The following is a 16234-nucleotide window of genomic DNA, read 5'->3' as shown; positions in this document are numbered from 1 at the left end:
CGGTCGCGACGAGCCCGGATGGGTTCTCACTCGAAGAACTTGAGGCTGTACCCGACGGTGCTGGTGGCGCCGGGGACGTTGGCCCGGCGGTACGTGGTGTTGCCCCACCAGACGGCCGTGCCGGTGTACCAGTAGCGGTTGGCCCATGAATACGGTGTGCCCTTGGCGACCGCGTGGAACATGGTCGGGAACCGGTTGCCGGACGGCGGGCCGGCGGCGATGTCGCCGCGCGGCAGGACGAACGTGTGGTGGCCGGGGCCGTCGACGTTCAGCGTGGGGTCCCAGCCCGCCATCATGGTCGGGGCGTGCGAGCCGAACAGACAGCCGTTGCTCTTGTACCAGTCCCACACGTATGCCGGGTCGCCGCCGGCCCGCAGCCGCAGATCGGCGATGCAGTACTGGCTGCTCCAGCTGCCGTTCGCGGAGTACACGATGTGCAACTGCCCGCTGGGGTCGGCGATCGGCTGGGGCGCCTCGTTGATGTAGGGGTTGCCCACGACCCGTTCCCACGGCTCGCGCGGCTGCGATATGACGTAACGGCCGCCGGTGGCCGTGGTGGGACCGCTCATCCGGGCGATGTACAGGTTCTGCTCGACGTTGGTGTCGCCGGACCAGCCGGACCACACGAACCAGCGCTGGCCGCCGAAGGTGAACGGCACCCCGTCGATGGCCCATTTGTCGTCGGGCAGCGCGACCTTGGTGGCGGCGGAGTAGCCGGTGTCCGGACTGGCCGAGCTGATGTGGTACATCCGGTGGGCGGCACCGGTGCCGGCGGCGAAGTAGATGCGGTAGTGACCGTCGTGGTGCACGATCTCCGGGGCCCAGACCTCGCCGAGGTTGCCGGTGTCCTGCCACACCTGGTGCTTGGGTGCGGTGGCGACCCCCTCCAGGGTGGACGCCGACCGCACCGCGATGCCGCCGTCCACGGACTTGGCGGAGACGTAGAGGTCGCCGGCCTTGATGACGCTCGGATCCGCGCCGCCGACGAGGGGGCGGCCGAGCGTCGACGGCTGGTCGTCCGTCACCGCGGTGACGGCTTCGGCGGGTGCGGCGGTGGTCACGTGCCCGAGGACAAGTACGCCGACGAGTCCGAGGGCAAGCGTGCCGGTGAGTCCGAGCGGAACGATGCCGGCGAGCCATCGCGCAGGGGACATCAGGTTCCTCCTGATCATGTCCACGACAGGTGGCAGGTCTTCAGCTAATCACCATGAGGTGAGTGGCCGTCAAGAGGGCAAACGGTCCGGGCTCCTCCGCCGAAGCCGCGAAGTGAGGCGTTCGCGACACCGGAGCCAGTCGCCGCCATGCGGGCGAAGTGGCCGAGGGGACGGTACGTCGTGCTCCGGACGCCGGTGCCGTCGTCACCGGCTGCGCGAGGGCAGCGCCGAGGACGTCGGCAACACCTCGGGAGGAGGGCCCGCCGCCACGATTCGGCCGCCGTCGAGCAGCAGACAGCGTCCTGCCCGGCGGGCCGCGGTGACGTCGTGTGTGGCCTGAACAACCGTCACCCCCTCGGCCGCCATCTCGTCGAGGACCCGCGTGATCTTTTCGCGGGCCGGGCCGTCGAGAGCGGCGGCCGGCTCGTCGAGCAGCAGGAGATCGGCGCCCTGCGCCAGACCCTGGGCGACCAGGACGCGCTGGCGCTGGCCCCCCGACAGCTCGCTCAACTGCCGTTCCGCCAGGCCGGCGACGTCCAGCCGCTCCATGCCCGACTCCACCGCCCCGCGGTCCTCCGCGGAGGGGCGCCGGAAGAGGCCGAGCCGGCCCCAGCGTCCCATGGCCACGGTCTCCCGCACCGTGAGCGGCAGGGCGTCGGCCACCGCGCCGCGCTGCGTGACGAACGCCGGCCGCACGCTCGTGCGGTGGACCACCGTCCCCGATGTCGCCTGAATCACGCCGGCCAGGAGTCCCAGCAGCGTCGACTTGCCCGACCCGTTCGGCCCCAGCACCGCCGTAACCGTCAAGGGCGCTATGTCGAGGTCGAGTTGGGACAGGACGGTGGTGCGCGCGTACCCCGCCGAGACACCTCTGAGCGAGACCCGCGGCACCTGCTCCGGATCCGTCATGACGAACCTCCTTTGTATTGATAATCATTTTCATTATAGGGTCCCGCTTCATGGAATGGTTGATGGGCCCCTTCGAGGGGGCCTTCGTGCAACGTGCTCTGTGGGGCGGCGTACTGGTGTCGCTGATCTGCGCTCTCGCCGGTACGTGGGTGGTTCTGCGGGGGATGGCGTTCCTCGGTGACGCGATGTCGCACGGAATGCTGCCCGGCATCGCCCTCGCCTCCCTGCTGGGGGGCAATCCGCTGGCCGGGGCGGCGGTGAGCGCGGTCGTCATGGCCACGGGCGTCACGATGGTCGGCAGATCGCCCCGGCTCTCCCAGGACACCAGCATCGGGCTGCTGTTCGTCGGGATGCTGTCGCTGGGAGTGATCATCGTCTCCCGTTCGCAGTCCTTCGCGGTGGACCTGACCGGGTTCCTGTTCGGCGATGTGCTCGCCGTACGCCAGGGCGACCTCGTCCTGCTCGGGGCAGCTCTCGCCCTTGCCCTGGTGATCTCGGTACTGGGCTACCGGCCCTTCGTCGCCCTGGCGTTCGACGAGCGGAAGGCGCACACGCTGGGCCTGCGGCCGAAGGCGGCGCACGCCGTCCTGCTGGGGCTGCTGACGCTCGCGATCGTCGCCTCGTTCCACATCGTGGGCACCCTGCTCGTCTTCGGTCTGCTCATCGCCCCGCCGGCGACGGTGCTGCCGTGGGCGCGCCGGATCCCCGTGATCATGATCGGCGCGGCGGTGCTCGGCTCGGCCGCGGTGTTCCTGGGGCTGCTGGTGTCCTGGCACGCGGGGACCGCGGCCGGAGCGACCATCTCCGCCATCGCCGTTCTGCAGTTCCTGCTCTCCCACCTCGCCGCCGGACATGTCAACAGCCGCCCGCGGCTGTCCCGGCTCGCGTTCACCCTCATAGCGCGGCCGGGGCCGCGCACGGACAAGGTGCCCTCGTGACCGACCTCAGGAAAACCTCCACCGCGGTGGTCCTCGCCGCCTGCCTGCTCGCCTCGGGGTGCTCCGGCGGCAAGCAGCCGGAGCCGGCCGGGGAGGAGACGAAGGAGCCGGTACCGCACGGCTATGTCGAAGGCGCGCAGGAGGCCGCCGAGCAGCAGTCCCGGCTGGTCATGGCCGACGCGGCCACCGGCACGGTACGCGTACTCGACCTGATCACCGGGGCTGTCACGCCCCTGCGGCGGGTCGGGCCCGTGCGGGGCATCACCACCGACGGACGCTTCGCCTACCTGGCCACCGGCACCGGAGCCGAGATCGTCGACGGCGGTGCGTGGACGGTGGACCACGGCGACCACGTGCACTACTACCGTGCGCCCATCCGCCCGGCCGGTGCCGTCAGCGGCCCCGGACCGGTTCGCGCCCACTCCGACCCCGGGATCACCGCCCTGTCCTTCGGTGACGGTTCTGTTCGCCTGTTCGACCGCGAGGCGCTGGAGCAAGCACACCCCGGCGCGGGCCGGGTGCTGCTGGCGGGCCGGGCGCTGCCCGGCGCCACTGCCCCCGTAGTGCCCTACGAGGAGCACCTCGTCGTACCCGGCGCCGGGGCCGCCCGCGACCGCGTCGAGATCCGCGACAGGACCGGCGGCCTGGTGGCCTCGCCGGGCGAGACCTGTCCCGAACCGCGCGGTACGGCGCCCACTCGCCGTGGCGTGGTCCTGGGCTGTGCCGACGGCGCCCTGCTGGTCGGCGAGAGCGGCGGCGCGTTCAGCGCGCGGAAGATCCCCTACGGGGCGGCTGTGGCACCGGCCGAGCGGGCTGCCGAGTTCCGCCACCGGGCCGGGAGCACCACCCTCACCGCCGAGGCCGGGCCGGAGGCGGCCTGGGTCCTCGATGTGACCAAGCGGACCTGGAAACGGATCGAGACCGGCCCGGTCGCCGCCGTGAACACGGCCGGGGAGGGAAGTCCGCTGCTCGCCCTCGGCACCGACGGAAGCCTGAGCGCCTACGACCTGGCCACCGGCGAGCGGACGGCCCGCACCCCGCTGCTGCCACCGATCACCGACGGCCCGGCGCCGGTCATCGAGGTGGACACCAGTCGTGCGTACGTCAACGACCCGGCCGGACGGAAGGTGTACGAGATCGACTTCAACGACCGGCTGCGCCGGGCCCGCACCTTCTCCCTCGATGCCACCCCGGCGTACATGGTGGAGACCGGGCGATGACGCACCGCACCGAAGCCCGGTGGCACACCGTCACCCCGGCCACCGTCCTCGCCCTGGTCGGCGCGGTGCTCCTCGGACTCACGGCCTGCGCCCCCGCCATCGACGCGGAGCGTCCCGGTGTCGTGGTCACCACCAACATCCTCGGTGACATCACCCGGGAGATCGTCGGTGACCAGGCCGAGGTCACCGTCCTGATGAAGCCCGGCGCCGACCCCCACTCCTTCGGCATCTCCGCACCGCAGGCGGCGACGGTCGAACAAGCCGATCTGATCGTCTACAACGGGCTCGGACTGGAGGAGAACATCCTGCGCCACGTCGAAGCCGCGCGGGAGGCGGGCGTACCCGCGCTCGCCGTCGGTGACGGCGTCGGCCCGCTCACGTACGCGTCGGACGACATGGCCGGCCGGCCCGATCCGCACTTCTGGACCGACCCCACACGCGTACGCGCCGCGGTCCGGCTCATTGCCGACCAGGTGACCGAGCACGTCGACGGTGCCGACGCCGCCACCGTCCGTGCCAACGCCGCACGTTACGACACGCGGCTCGCCGGCCTCTCCACCTGGATGAGCGGCCGCTTCGCCGCGATACCGGCGAACAAACGCAACCTGGTGACCAACCATCATGTCTTCGGCTACCTCGCGCGGCGCTTCGGCTTCCGCGTCATCGGAGCCGTCATCCCCAGCGGGACCACCCTCGCCTCACCCAGCGCTTCGGATCTCAAGTCCCTGGCCACGGCGATCGAAACGGCGGGGGTGCCGGCGATCTTCGCCGACTCCTCCCAGCCCGACCGTCTCGCCCAGGTCCTCAAACAGGAAAGCGACGTGGACGTACGCGTCCTGCCCCTGTTCTCCGAATCCCTGACGGAACGGGGCAAGGGCGCCGCCTCCTACCTGGAAATGATGCGCGCCAACACCGCGGCCATAGCCGACGGCCTCGGCGCGTCCACCACCGCCCGCCCAACAGCGGGCACCGAAAGGAAAACCCCATGACCACCACCACACGCCCCCGCGCCGCGGCGGGCATCACCCTCCTGATCGCCACCGCCCTCGCCCTGACCGCCTGCGGCACCGACACCGCCGGCCCGCCGGCGGCCGAGCAGGACCGGAGCACCTCCGGCGCCGCGGCGCGGCCGGTCGCCAACCCGCTCGTCACCACCTACGAGGGCGGCCTCCACATCCTCGACGGCCAGACCCTCAAGGTCGTCAAGGACATACCCCTGGCCGGCTTCAACCGCGTCAACCCCGTCGGGGACGACCGTCACGTCATGCTCTCCACCGCGGAGGGCTTCCGTGTCATGGACGCCGTCAACCAGCGGCTCACCGACATCGAGTTCAAGGGGCCCAAGCCCGGCCACGTCGTACGGCACGCGGACAAGACCGTCCTGTTCAGCGACGGCACCGGACAGGTCACCGTCTTCGACCCCCACGACCTCGCCAAGGGCAGGCCCGCCACCACCACGTACACCTCCGCGGCACCCCATCACGGCGTCGCCATCGAACTGGAGAACGGCCAACTGGTCAGCACGCTGGGCACCGAGGAGAAGCGCACCGGCATCGTCGTCCTCGACAAGGACCGCAAGGAGGTCACCCGCAACGAGGGTTGCGCGGGCGTCCACGGAGAGGCCACCGCCAAGGACGAAGCGGTCGTCGTCGGCTGCGAGGACGGTGTCCTCATCTACAGGAACGGCGCCATCACCAAGGTGAAGAGCCCCACGGCCTACGGCCGGATCGGCAACCAGGCCGGGTCCGACCGGTCCCCGGTCGTCCTCGGTGACTTCAAGAAGGACAAGGACGCCGAACTTGAGCGTCCCCAGCAGGTCTCGCTGATCAACACCACGACCGGAAAGCTGCGACTGCTCGACCTCGGCACCAGCTACACCTTCCGCTCCCTGGCCCGGGGCCCGCACGGCGAAGGACTCGTCCTCGGCACCGACGGCGGGATTCATGTGATCGACCCCGAGGCCGCCAAGGTCACCAGGACGATCCCGGTCACCGGCGCCTGGCAGGAGCCGCTGGACTGGCAGCAGCCGCGCCCCGCCCTCTTCGTCCGTGAACACACCGCGTACGTCACCGACCCCGCGACCAGGAAGATCCACGCCATCGACATCGAGACGGGCAGGGAACTCGCCTCCGTCACCCTGCCCGCGGCACCCAATGAGATCAGCGGCGTCAAGCACTGAGCGATGACGCGGCCGGCGGCCGGCTCCGGCATCCCGAAAGGCGGAGCCGGCTGCTCCCGTCCGGCGCGTCGCCGCGCGACATAATCGGCGGTGGCTCGACGCCTTCCGGTCGGGTGGGGACGCTCATGGCGACGGGCGCGAACGCGTCGGCGATGGGCGTATGTCGCGAGGGGGCAAGGAATGAAGCGCCGGTTCCGAAGAACGATGCTTCGAATCATGGGGATGAGTCTGTTCGTGTCGGTGGCCCTGGCGGCGCCGGTGGCGACAGCGGCGGAGAGCGGAGCGGCAGGGGCGCCGGCGGGGCGCGTGGGACAGGGCGTGGACGCGGTCGCGGCCCCTGCCGACGCGCGCGTCGGCACGGGCGCCGATACGGGCGCCGATACGGGCTCGTTCGCCGAGTCCGAGCTCTGGGACTCGACGGACGACGACGCGTACGCCAGCTTCCATGTGCAGGGCCTGGCGGTCGTTCCCGCGGGAATCGTGCCGCCCGCGGGCAACGGGCAGGCATTGCCCGACGACGTGGTGCTCACCTTCACCGAGGGCCGGTTCACGGTGGGCGACGGCGGGGAGAAGGATCTCCTGGTCCGCCGCAGTGTGGACGGAGGGCGTACCTGGTCGGCCGGTGTGCCCGTGGTTCCGAGGCAGACGGGCCAGAGCTGGGGCAACCCGACGCCGGTGGTCGACGAGCGGACGGGCCGGGTCTGCCTGTTCTACAAGGGATCCGGTGGAGGCATCTTCGTCAAGCGAAGCGACGACGCCGGGGCCAGTTGGTCGGCCCCCGAGGATCTGACCCCGCTGTTCGCGTCGAACCCGCACGGCTGGACGCTCAACAGCCCGGTGCCCGGCCACGGGATACAGCTCCGCGACGGCCGGCTGCTGATGCCCGTCCAGCACCGCGCCCCCGACCCGGACCGCAATTACGGCATCGAGATGCTGTACAGCGACGCCCACGGCGACCCCGGCTCCTGGCGGCGAAGCGCCCCGGTACCGATGTCCGTCGCGTACCCGGTCAATGAGAGCCGTGTCTACGAACGCGGCGACGGGTCCGTGGTCCTCAACGGGCGGTGGGGCTCGGGCGGCACCCGCTACCGCGTCACCGCGACCAGTACGGACCGGGGCGCGAACTGGTCCGCGCCCGCGATCGACGGCTCGACCGGACAGTTCGTCTCGGTGGACGCGAGCGTGCTCCAGTACAGCCGCGGCCCGGTCGACCGGGTCCTGTTCAGCGGGCCGGACGCGTCGGCCCGGGAGAACATGACCGTCTCGGTCTCGTACGACGGGGGAGCGGGCTACCGGTACAGCCGGGTGATCAACCCGGGTATGTCCTACTACTCCGATCTCGCCCGGTTGTCGGACGGCACGATCCTGCTGGTCTACGGCCGGGACGGCGAGGACGCCGGCTTTCCCGAGCGGATCTCGGTCGCCCGGTTCGACCTTGAGTGGCTGACCCGGGGACGGGACAGCCTCGCCACCGGTCCCGGGCTCTCCCAGCAGGCGTACGAACTGGCCACCGCGGAAGCCCGCACCGACACGGGTGCGGCGGCGCCGGCCGTGTCCGACGCCAACGCGCGGGGCGGCAGGACGCTGCGCTACCCGGCCCCGGCGGTGGGCCGCTACGTCGATGTCCCGTTCGACGTCGCCGCGGCGGGCACCTACGAGGTGGCCGTACGGCTGCACCGCGGAGCCGACCGGGGACAGATACGTACGAGCGTCGACGGCACAGCACTCGGTCAGGGGCTCGTCGACCCGACCATGACGGTGGGTGAGGGCTATCAGCTCTACCGGCTGGGAACGGCCCCGCTGACAGCCGGGCGGCACTCGATCCGGTTCACCCTGGCGGGCCAGGGGCGCGGCGGTGGCAGCGTCATCACCGCCGACCAGTTGTTCCTGACCTCGGGCGGGCACCCCGCCGACCCCCCGAAGGCGGTCGCGGACAATGACTCCGCCGCCGGTTCCGAGGTGGTGTCGGGCAGTTGGACCAGGGTGGAGAAGGCGCCGGGGGAGTACGGGCAGAGCCACCGCACGCATGCCGCGGGGACCGGCACCGCCACCGTACGGTTCCGGCCGGACGTTCCGATGAGCGGTGTGTACGAGGTCTCCGCCTGGTACCCGCCCGGCACAGGCCGGGCGTCCAACGCCTCCTACGCGATCCGCCACGCCGAAGGCCAGGAGACGGTCGAGGTGGACCAGCGCTCCGGCGGGGGCCGATGGGTACGACTCGGTGATTTCGCGTTCACCGCGGGCGGTGGGGGCACGGTCGAACTCTCGGACGCCGCTGACGGGACCGTCGCCGCCGACGCCATCCGCCTCGCCTACCGGGGCGCCGTCGCGGACAACGACTCGTCCACGTACGAAACGGTCTCCGGAGAGTGGAACAACGCGACCGGCACCGCCGGGTACTACGGCTCGAACTACCGGACCCATCCCGCGGGTACGGGGAACTCGGTGGTGCGCTGGCGGCTGGACGTGCCGGCCGACGGGACGTACGACGTGTCCGTCTGGTACGCGGCACACGCCAACCGTGCCTCCAACGCGCCCTACGTCGTCCACCACGCCCAGGGCTCCACCACCGTGCGCGTCGACCAAAGTGAACGCGGCGGTCAGTGGGTCTCACTGGGCAGCTACCTGTTCACCGCCGGCCGGCCGGCCACCGTCGAACTCTCCGACGCGGCCGACGGATACGTCGTCGCCGACGCGGTACGCACCACGTACCACGGTCTCGTCGCGGACAACGACGACGCCGCGCACTACGAAGTGGTGTCGGGCACGTGGAACAACGCGTCGGGTGCCGCCGGGTATTACGGCTCGAACTACCGGACCCATCCCGCGGGTACGGGGAGCTCGGTGGTGCGCTGGCGGCTGGACGTGCCGGCCGACGGGACGTACGACGTGTCCGTCTGGTACGCGGCACACGCCAACCGTGCCTCCAACGCGCCCTACGTCGTCCACCACGCCGACGGCGACAGCACCGTGCGTATCGACCAACGGGTACGTGGCGGTCAGTGGGTGTCGTTGGGCAGCTACTCGTTCACCGCCGGCCGGGAAGCCACCGTGGAACTCTCCGACGCCGGCGACGGATTCGTCGTCGCCGACGCCGTACGGCTCATCAGGTAACGGACGGTGTGGGAAACGGCCGCCCCACCGAAGGAATCCGGTGGGGCGGCCGCCTTTCCCGGCCGCCGCGAGATCAGTACGGGCCTCGCCCAACACGCCGTTCCGGTACGCCACTTCGTCCGCCACGCCGACCAGGCCGCCCTGCGGATCGCGGAGGCCGTCAAGGGGTGAGCCGGCCGCCGGGCGACACCGGTCAGCCGGCGGCGAGGAGTTCGAGCGTGTCGATCACGCGGTTCGAGAAGCCCCACTCGTTGTCGTACCAGGCGACCACCTTGACATGACGGCCGTCGACGCGGGTGAGAGCCGAGTCGAAGATCGACGAGGCCGGGTTGCCCGTGATGTCGGACGACACGAGCGGGTCCTCCGAGTATTCGAGTACGCCCGCGAGCGACCCCTCCGCCGCGGCGCGGTACGCCGCCAGCACCTCCTCGCGTGTCACGTCACGGGCGACGGTGGTGTTGAGTTCGACGATCGATCCCACGGGGACCGGCACGCGGATCGAGTCGCCCGACAGCTTGCCGTCGAGGTTCGGCAGCACGAGGCCGATCGCCTTGGCGGCGCCTGTCGTGGTCGGCACGATGTTGACAGCGGCCGCGCGGGCCCGGCGGGCGTCGCGGTGCGGACCGTCCTGGAGGTTCTGCTCCTGCGTATAGGCGTGCACCGTCGTCATGAAGCCGTGCTCGATGCCGGCGAGCCCGTCGAGCACCGCGGCCAGCGGGGCGAGCGCGTTGGTCGTGCACGAGGCGTTCGAGACGATCGTGTGCGCGGCCGGGTCGTACGCGTCGGTGTTGACCCCGAACGCGAGTGTGACATCGGCGCCGTCCGCCGGCGCGCTGATGAGTACCTTTGTCGCGCCCGCGTCGAGGTGGGCGCGGGCGGCCGCGGCCGACGTGAACCGGCCGGTCGCCTCAAGTACGACATCGACGCCGAGCCCGGCCCACGGCAGCCGCGCCGGTTCGCGCTCGGCGAGCACGGTGATACGACGGCCGTCGACGACGAGGGTGTCCCCGTCGACCGTCACGGGGCGGCCGAGCCGGCCCGCCGTCGTGTCATAGGCGAGCAGCCGCGCGAGGGTGGCGGGCTCAGTGAGGTCGTTGACGGCGACGACCTCCAGGTCGCTGCCACGTTCGAGCAGTGCGCGCAGCACATTGCGTCCGATGCGGCCGAATCCGTTGATGGCGATACGCGTCATGAGTGGTGTCCCTTCGAGTTCGCCATCAGGCTCTCGCGCGGCCTCCGCCGGTGACAGCGGCGTGGTCGCCACGGTCCAAAAGGATCACGCCAGGTGGTGCCGCCGGGCTACTGCCCCTGGGTGAAGGTGCGCCGGTACTCGCTCGGCGTCGTGTCGAGAATGCGCTGGAAGTGCAGCCGCAGATTGGCGCCGGTGCCGAGCCCGACGTCGGCGGCGATCCGCTCGATGCCCCGCTGCGAACGCTCCAGCAGCTCACGGGCCATGTCGATGCGTGCCCGCATGACCCACTGCATCGGGGTGTACCCGGTGTCCTCGACGAAGCGCCGCGAGAACGTGCGCGGTGACACCGCCGCGTGCCGGGCGAGCATGTCGAGGGTGAGGGGCTCGCCGAGCCGGTGCAGTGCCCACTCCCGGGTGGCGGCGAACCGCTCGCCGAGCGACTCGGGCACACTGCGCGGCACGTACTGCGCCTGACCGCCGCTGCGGTAGGGGGCCGCCACCAGACGCCGCGCCGCGTGGTTCGACGCGGACACCCCCAGATCGCCGCGCAGAATGTGCAGACACAGGTCGATGCCCGAGGCGGCGCCGGCCGACGTCAGCACGCTGCCCTCGTCGACGAACAGCACGTTCGCGTCGACCCGCACGAGCGGACGTTTCGCCGCGAGCGCCCGTGTGTAATGCCAGTGCGTCGTGGCGCGCTTCCCGTCGAGCAGGCCCGTGGCGGCGAGCGCGAAGGCGCCCGTCGAGATGGCGGCGAGCCGCGCGCCCCGGCGGTGGGCGGCGATCAGCGCGTCGACGACGGCCCGCGGCGGGTCCTCACGGTCCGGATGCCGGTAGCCGGGAACGAACACGATGTCGGCCCACGCGAGCGTTTCGATGCCGTGGGCGACGGAGTACGACAGGCCGTCGCCGCCGGTCACGAGACCGGGCGCGGCGCCGCACACCCGCACCTCGTACGGCATGCTCGCGCGGGTCGTGAACACCTGCGCGGGAATGCCGACGTCGAGCGGTTTCGCCCCTTCGAGCACGAGGACGGCGACGTGACGCAGGGGTGAGGCTGGCACGAGGACGAGGATACGTGGGGTGCGGAGGTGTGTCCGCCAGGGTCTTTCGTGTGGATCAGGCCGGATCAGGGAGCGGTGCCGGGGCACGCGAGCCCGGCAGGATCCACACGAGAGGGCCTGGGCGGGACGCGGCGGAAAGGGCGCCCGCCCCGCGCGAGCCCGGTGGCGAGCCTTCGCCCGCCCGCGGCGTCGTCACCCGCCCCGCGGCAGGTCCGCGTCCGGCCGGGGCAGATAGGCCCCCTTGGCGAGGATGCCGTCGATCCGCCGGCCCTCGGTCACGGTCACGCGCTGGTGGGGCAGGGGGACGCCCACGACGTGTGCCAGGCGCCGGATCTGCATGTCGACGGCCGCTTCGCAGCTGAGGCAGAAATCATCCGCGGCGCGGCGCCCCTGGGCCCAGCCCAGGAGTGCCAGGGCGAGGGCCACCGGGCAGGCCGGCCACCAGAAGAGCGAGACGGCCAGGTACGGCACGGCCCAGGCGACGCGCACGGTGGCGGCTGCGTAGTCGTCCCAGGCGGCGGAGACGACCTTGGTGATCCGGTCGTCACGCAGCTGCCACAGGCGCGGCCACGCCCGGGAGAGGGACACGCCGTACTGGACGGCCACGCGTTCGTCCACGAGGGCGAAGCGGTCACCGATCCAGGTGGCGCGGTGGGGCAGATAGCGCTCGGGGACGGCGTAGGCGCCGCGCCGGGCGCTGTCGAGGGCGAGCCGGCGGCGGCGCCGGAGTCCCGGGCGCATGATCCGGCACAGGACGGCCGATCTGCCCAGCCAGAGCCGGTTCACGGCCGTGCTCAGTTCCCTCACGAGCACGGCCACGACAGTGACACCGGCGACCAGCAGGCAGCCGATGACGGCGCCCTTGGCGGTGCGGGCGGTGGCGCCGAGCGTGTCCAGACGCCGTACCAGGTAGTCGAGATCGAGCGCGTGGCCCGCGCCGGCCGGGGTCATCGCCCAGGCGACGATCGCGAGCGCGGTGAACGGCACGCCGGGCAGGACGAGGAAGGCGAACCACCGATCGGCGACGCGTTTGGCGAGATCGGAGAGGATGCCGTCCATCAGCCGCCGTCCTCGGCCGCCATCGGAGCGTTCTCGATGTGGCAGCGAGGTTCGGTGGCGTCGGCGTTCCGCCCCCGGGCGGGGCAGCGGCCGCGCGGGCACCGGAACCGTTCGACGGCGGGCCGTTCCTGCCAGGTGTCATCGGCGGGAAGTCCGGAGCCGCGGGTTCCGTCGCGGCGGAGCCGGAGCTCGCGCAACGCCTCGGTGGCGGCCTTGCCCGCGCGGACCTCGGTCAGCTCCCGTTCGAGCTCGGACCGCCACCCGAAGCTGTCGGCCTTGCTCCTGAGTCCGGGCAGGTTGGCGCACAGCCACTGCAGGGCGGCTCGCTCGTCGGTGACGGACTCGGTGACGGATTCGGCGACGGATTCGGTGGCGGCGGCCGCGCGTGGGTCGCCGGAACCGGGGGCCGCCCGGCGCGGCTGACGCCGCCAGGGCAGGCGTCGTGCGGAAAAGGGCACTGTTCCACTCCTTGGTGTCCGATGTGCGGTTCTACGGTCCGATGTGCAGCAGCGACGACCAGACGTCGACGTCGTCCGGGGCCAGCCGGCGCAGGGACAGCGCCGCGGCGTGGACGGCCCGCGCGGACCGCGTACCGTCGGGTGCGCCCCCTTCGGTCAGCGTCCGGTACACCTCCCGGGCCGCGTGGAGGGCCCTGTCGCTGTCGATCTCCCACAGGGTGCCGACCACGTGCACGAATGTCTGCAGATGGAGAAGCGCGGCCATGTGGACCGCTTCGTCGTAGGCACGCGGGTCGGGCGCGGCGGTGCTGCAGGCCGACAAGTAGCAGAACTCGGCACCGTCCAGGCGCAGATCGGCGAGTTGTTCCAGGGAGACGACGCCGTCGGTGACGGCGAGTCCTGAGGCGTCGGCATGGCAGGCGACATGTACCCAGTGGGCGTCGCGCAGCCGTGCGAGAACGTCGTCGGCGCGCGCCGCGCGCAGCACCGGCGCGCCGGGGAAGCAGCGGAGGAACTCCTCGGTCTCCTCGTCGACGGCGGGCAGCTCCGACCTGCCCGGGGTCTGACGCACCGCGACGGCGAGGCCCCCACGCGGAGTCACCACCCGTGCGGCCGACCGCAGCAGGGCGCTGACGGTGGGGGTGTAGGAGGAGATCACCTCGTCCAGCAGGGCGGGGCCGCCGGGCCGGGAGTGGTGCCCCGCCGCGTGGAGGGGCAGGGCGGCCAGCGGCCCCGTCGGACACCACCAGATCCGCCGCGTCCGGCCGAGGTGCGGTGCCACGGCGCGCAGCACGGGAACGGCGAGGTCGTCCCACAGCCGTGGGGCGATGACGTTGAGCATCGCCTGATGCCGGCCGTCGGGGTCCGCCGACTGCCGTGCCCAGGCGACGAGTTCGGCGTGGTCCAGCCTGTCGAGCGGCACCAGGACCGGCTCGTCGTCCGGGAGCAGGACCACCGCGTCGCACCGCAGCGGACTGGCGTTGACGACCACCACGGGCCCACCGGCGGCCGCCCGGGACAGCTCCGCGTAGGTGTGCCGCCCGGTCAGACCGAGGCGCGCCGACAGCTCGTCCCACTCCTTCCCCAGCCTGACGCGGCGTTCCACGTCGGCGCCCGCGTCGTCGAACCGCCACTCGGCCTCCTCGGGCATGTCGAGTTCGGCGCGGATCTCGTCGAGGCGGCGTGCCGACGCGGGATCGGCGGCGCGCACGGTCTCGGCGCCGTCCCGGAGGCGGGCGAGCTGCCCCCACATCACGGCACGCCCGTGGTCGAGGATCTCGATCGCCGTCTTCACCTGCCCCGCGGCGATCGCGGCCGCGGCGGCGGCCGTGGGCACCCCCTGCCAGCGGCTGAGCAGCCACCGCTGGTCGTCGCGGCGCAGTCCGATCCAGGCCAGCTGAGGCAGGAGTTCGACGGCGAGCCCGTAACCCTCCGTGGACAGCGGGCCCCCGGCACCGAGGTCACCGAGGTCGGTGGCCGCGGCCAGCCGTACCTGGAGGGGGGAGGACGACCCGGCGGACGCCTCTCGCAGGGATTCCGCCGCCGCGTCCGCCTCGCCCGACGCGGCGAGCGCCTGGGCGCGGGCGGTGAGGCAGGCGGCGTGCGCGGGGGCGCCGGGACCGTTCTCCTCCAGGAGCCGGTCGGCCAGCGCTCGCGCCCTGGCGAGGTCTTCCCGGTCGCCGTCGAGCCGGAACCTCTCCACCAGCGCCCGGACCAGCCGCGGGTCGGGGGCGGCGCGCAGACCCGCCTCGACGGCGGCGGTCAGCGCCGCCGGATCCTTCGTCTCCAGGTAGCGCAGGAACTGCAGCTCCAGAAGGCGATGAGGCACCCTGGACGGAAAGCGGCGGCCCACTCGCTGGACGAGAGCCAATGCCCGCTCCAGATCCGCCGTATCCCCGCGCAGCTCGTGACGGTACGTCAGCGCACGGGCCAGATTCAGGCAGATGTCCCGCCACCGGGCGGTGGTGAACCAGAACCAGGGACGGGGCCAAGCCGCCAAGGGGGTGAGGACGGCGATGGCCCGTTCGAGGCTCACCACCGTTCCGGTCCACTCGTAGCGGAGCATGAACGCCCGCGCCACCACGTTCTTGAGGCCCGGCCGGTCCATCACGGCGAAGGCCCGGTCGAGGGCGTGGCGCGGAGCACCCAGCGCCGCCGGACCGTCCCGCAGCGCCTCCTCCAGCACGTCCGTGTCGTTGCCGCGCTCGGTCATCAGGCCGAGCAGCGCGTCGGCCTTCAACGACCAGGCCAGGGCGGAGAAGTCGCGGGACGTGGACAGGCGGAACCGCTCGGCCTGGTCGGCTCTCCCGCGCAGCGCGTCCTGCTTGGTGGCGGCACCACGGCCGCGGCGGGAGCGGACGAGCCGGTCGGGGACATAGATGCCGGCCAGTCCCAGCAGCCTGTCCGCCTGCCACGGGAGGTAGACCAGGAAGAACGGGAGCAGCAACTGGCCGACGACCGCCCCGAGGAACACCGCGGTCGGTGTGTCGCTCGTCAGAATCGTCTCCAGCTGGTCCCATCTCATGACCGCCAGCACCGTCAGGGCGGCCACCCAGATACCGATGAGCAGGAAGTACCGGGGCAGCATCGTGACCGGCCGCCGGAGGTAGCCGAGCCAGACCTGCCCCAGCATCCGCCGGTGCCCGATGGCCCAGACCGCCGACAGAGCGAAGAACGCGCTGGAGACCGCGCCGACGAACGGCATCGAGTAGGCCAGCAGGGGTGAGTCGGGCGTGAACGAGGACAGGGTGGCCGAGTCGAGATCGAACCAGCCGCCGAGATCGGGACGGTAGACCGCGTTGCGCTCCGCGTCGTGGACAGGCTGATCGTGCGGGCCGAACCGGAAGCTCCGGTGTCCCACCAGCCAGTGCCCCCACGCACCACCGCCCGCCAGCGCGACAGCCGTCACAGGCCCCCACACGGCGACGCGCCGTATCCCCTGTCACAT

At 71.9% G+C, this 16234-nt stretch carries 12 protein-coding genes and 1 pseudogene; 6 read left to right on the top strand and 7 right to left on the bottom strand.

Annotated elements, in window-relative coordinates; all coding sequences use genetic code 11:
• Positions 1-26 precede the first annotated feature (26 nt).
• Entirely contained in the window at positions 27-1154 is a 1128-nt protein-coding gene (locus tag ACZ7LS_RS17630; protein WP_382877496.1) for a glycoside hydrolase family 43 protein, read from the bottom strand.
• A gap of 204 nt (positions 1155-1358) precedes the next feature.
• Complete coding sequence (gene aztA, locus ACZ7LS_RS17625; protein ID WP_385132687.1) at positions 1359-2063, bottom strand: zinc ABC transporter ATP-binding protein AztA; 705 nt, start codon at positions 2061-2063, stop codon at positions 1359-1361.
• A gap of 50 nt (positions 2064-2113) precedes the next feature.
• On the opposite strand from aztA, the gene aztB reads away from it, so the two are divergent.
• From aztB to ACZ7LS_RS17595, 6 genes and pseudogenes are all read left to right on the top strand, one after another.
• Positions 2114-3001, top strand: a complete 888-nt coding sequence (gene aztB / locus ACZ7LS_RS17620; protein WP_385132684.1) for a zinc ABC transporter permease AztB — start codon at positions 2114-2116, stop codon at positions 2999-3001.
• Positions 2998-4221 carry a hypothetical protein gene (locus ACZ7LS_RS17615; RefSeq protein ID WP_385132682.1) on the top strand — a complete coding sequence of 408 codons (1224 nt, stop codon included), beginning with the start codon at positions 2998-3000 and terminating at the stop codon, positions 4219-4221. The genes aztB and ACZ7LS_RS17615 overlap by 4 nt, the downstream gene beginning before the upstream one ends.
• Positions 4218-5210 (top strand): zinc ABC transporter substrate-binding protein AztC, encoded by a 993-nt coding sequence (gene aztC / locus ACZ7LS_RS17610; RefSeq protein ID WP_385132679.1) that lies wholly within the window; start codon positions 4218-4220, stop codon positions 5208-5210. The genes ACZ7LS_RS17615 and aztC overlap by 4 nt, the downstream gene beginning before the upstream one ends.
• Positions 5207-6400, top strand: a complete 1194-nt coding sequence (gene aztD, locus ACZ7LS_RS17605) for a zinc metallochaperone AztD (protein ID WP_385132677.1) — start codon at positions 5207-5209, stop codon at positions 6398-6400. Before aztC ends, aztD begins: the two co-directional genes overlap by 4 nt.
• A 222-nt stretch (positions 6401-6622) precedes the next feature.
• Complete coding sequence (locus ACZ7LS_RS17600) at positions 6623-9514, top strand: golvesin C-terminal-like domain-containing protein (RefSeq protein ID WP_385132674.1); 2892 nt, start codon at positions 6623-6625, stop codon at positions 9512-9514.
• 66 nt (positions 9515-9580) lie between these two features.
• Positions 9581-9661, top strand: a pseudogene (locus ACZ7LS_RS17595) (ATP-binding protein); the annotation flags it as partial.
• A 46-nt stretch (positions 9662-9707) separates the two neighbouring features.
• Here ACZ7LS_RS17595 and gap read toward each other — a convergent pair.
• From gap to ACZ7LS_RS17570, 5 genes are all read right to left on the bottom strand, one after another.
• Positions 9708-10706, bottom strand: a complete 999-nt coding sequence (gap, locus tag ACZ7LS_RS17590; RefSeq protein WP_382515868.1) for a type I glyceraldehyde-3-phosphate dehydrogenase — start codon at positions 10704-10706, stop codon at positions 9708-9710.
• A 107-nt stretch (positions 10707-10813) separates the two neighbouring features.
• The gene (locus ACZ7LS_RS17585) at positions 10814-11770 is read right to left on the bottom strand and encodes a GlxA family transcriptional regulator (RefSeq protein ID WP_382969012.1); all 957 of its coding nucleotides are present in this window, start codon (positions 11768-11770) and stop codon (positions 10814-10816) included.
• 192 nt (positions 11771-11962) lie between these two features.
• Positions 11963-12829 carry a hypothetical protein gene (locus ACZ7LS_RS17580; RefSeq protein ID WP_385132670.1) on the bottom strand — a complete coding sequence of 289 codons (867 nt, stop codon included), beginning with the start codon at positions 12827-12829 and terminating at the stop codon, positions 11963-11965.
• Positions 12829-13287, bottom strand: coding sequence for a hypothetical protein (locus ACZ7LS_RS17575; protein ID WP_385132667.1), 459 nt, complete (start codon positions 13285-13287; stop codon positions 12829-12831). The genes ACZ7LS_RS17580 and ACZ7LS_RS17575 overlap by 1 nt, the downstream gene beginning before the upstream one ends.
• Positions 13288-13318: 31 nt before the next feature.
• On the bottom strand, positions 13319-16195 hold the full coding sequence (locus ACZ7LS_RS17570) for a CHAT domain-containing protein (RefSeq protein ID WP_385132664.1): 2877 nt from the start codon (positions 16193-16195) through the stop codon (positions 13319-13321).
• Positions 16196-16234 lie beyond the last annotated feature (39 nt).

Source organism: Streptomyces sp. NPDC039430, assembly GCF_055639435.1.
Note: the sequence above shows the minus strand (reverse complement) of the source record. Positions and strands in the feature narration are given on the sequence as shown.

What these genes read in the sequence shown, in the direction of transcription:
- aztB (WP_385132684.1), top strand. Translation starts at nt 2,114, where the DNA reads ATGGAATGGTTGATGGGCCCCTTCGAGGGGGCCTTCGTGCAACGTGCT.
- ACZ7LS_RS17630 (WP_382877496.1), bottom strand. Translation starts at nt 1,154, where the DNA reads ATGTCCCCTGCGCGATGGCTCGCCGGCATCGTTCCGCTCGGACTCACC.
- aztC (WP_385132679.1), top strand. Translation starts at nt 4,218, where the DNA reads ATGACGCACCGCACCGAAGCCCGGTGGCACACCGTCACCCCGGCCACC.
- ACZ7LS_RS17580 (WP_385132670.1), bottom strand. Translation starts at nt 12,829, where the DNA reads ATGGACGGCATCCTCTCCGATCTCGCCAAACGCGTCGCCGATCGGTGG.
- ACZ7LS_RS17600 (WP_385132674.1), top strand. Translation starts at nt 6,623, where the DNA reads ATGAGTCTGTTCGTGTCGGTGGCCCTGGCGGCGCCGGTGGCGACAGCG.
- aztD (WP_385132677.1), top strand. Translation starts at nt 5,207, where the DNA reads ATGACCACCACCACACGCCCCCGCGCCGCGGCGGGCATCACCCTCCTG.
- aztA (WP_385132687.1), bottom strand. Translation starts at nt 2,063, where the DNA reads ATGACGGATCCGGAGCAGGTGCCGCGGGTCTCGCTCAGAGGTGTCTCG.
- gap (WP_382515868.1), bottom strand. Translation starts at nt 10,706, where the DNA reads ATGACGCGTATCGCCATCAACGGATTCGGCCGCATCGGACGCAATGTG.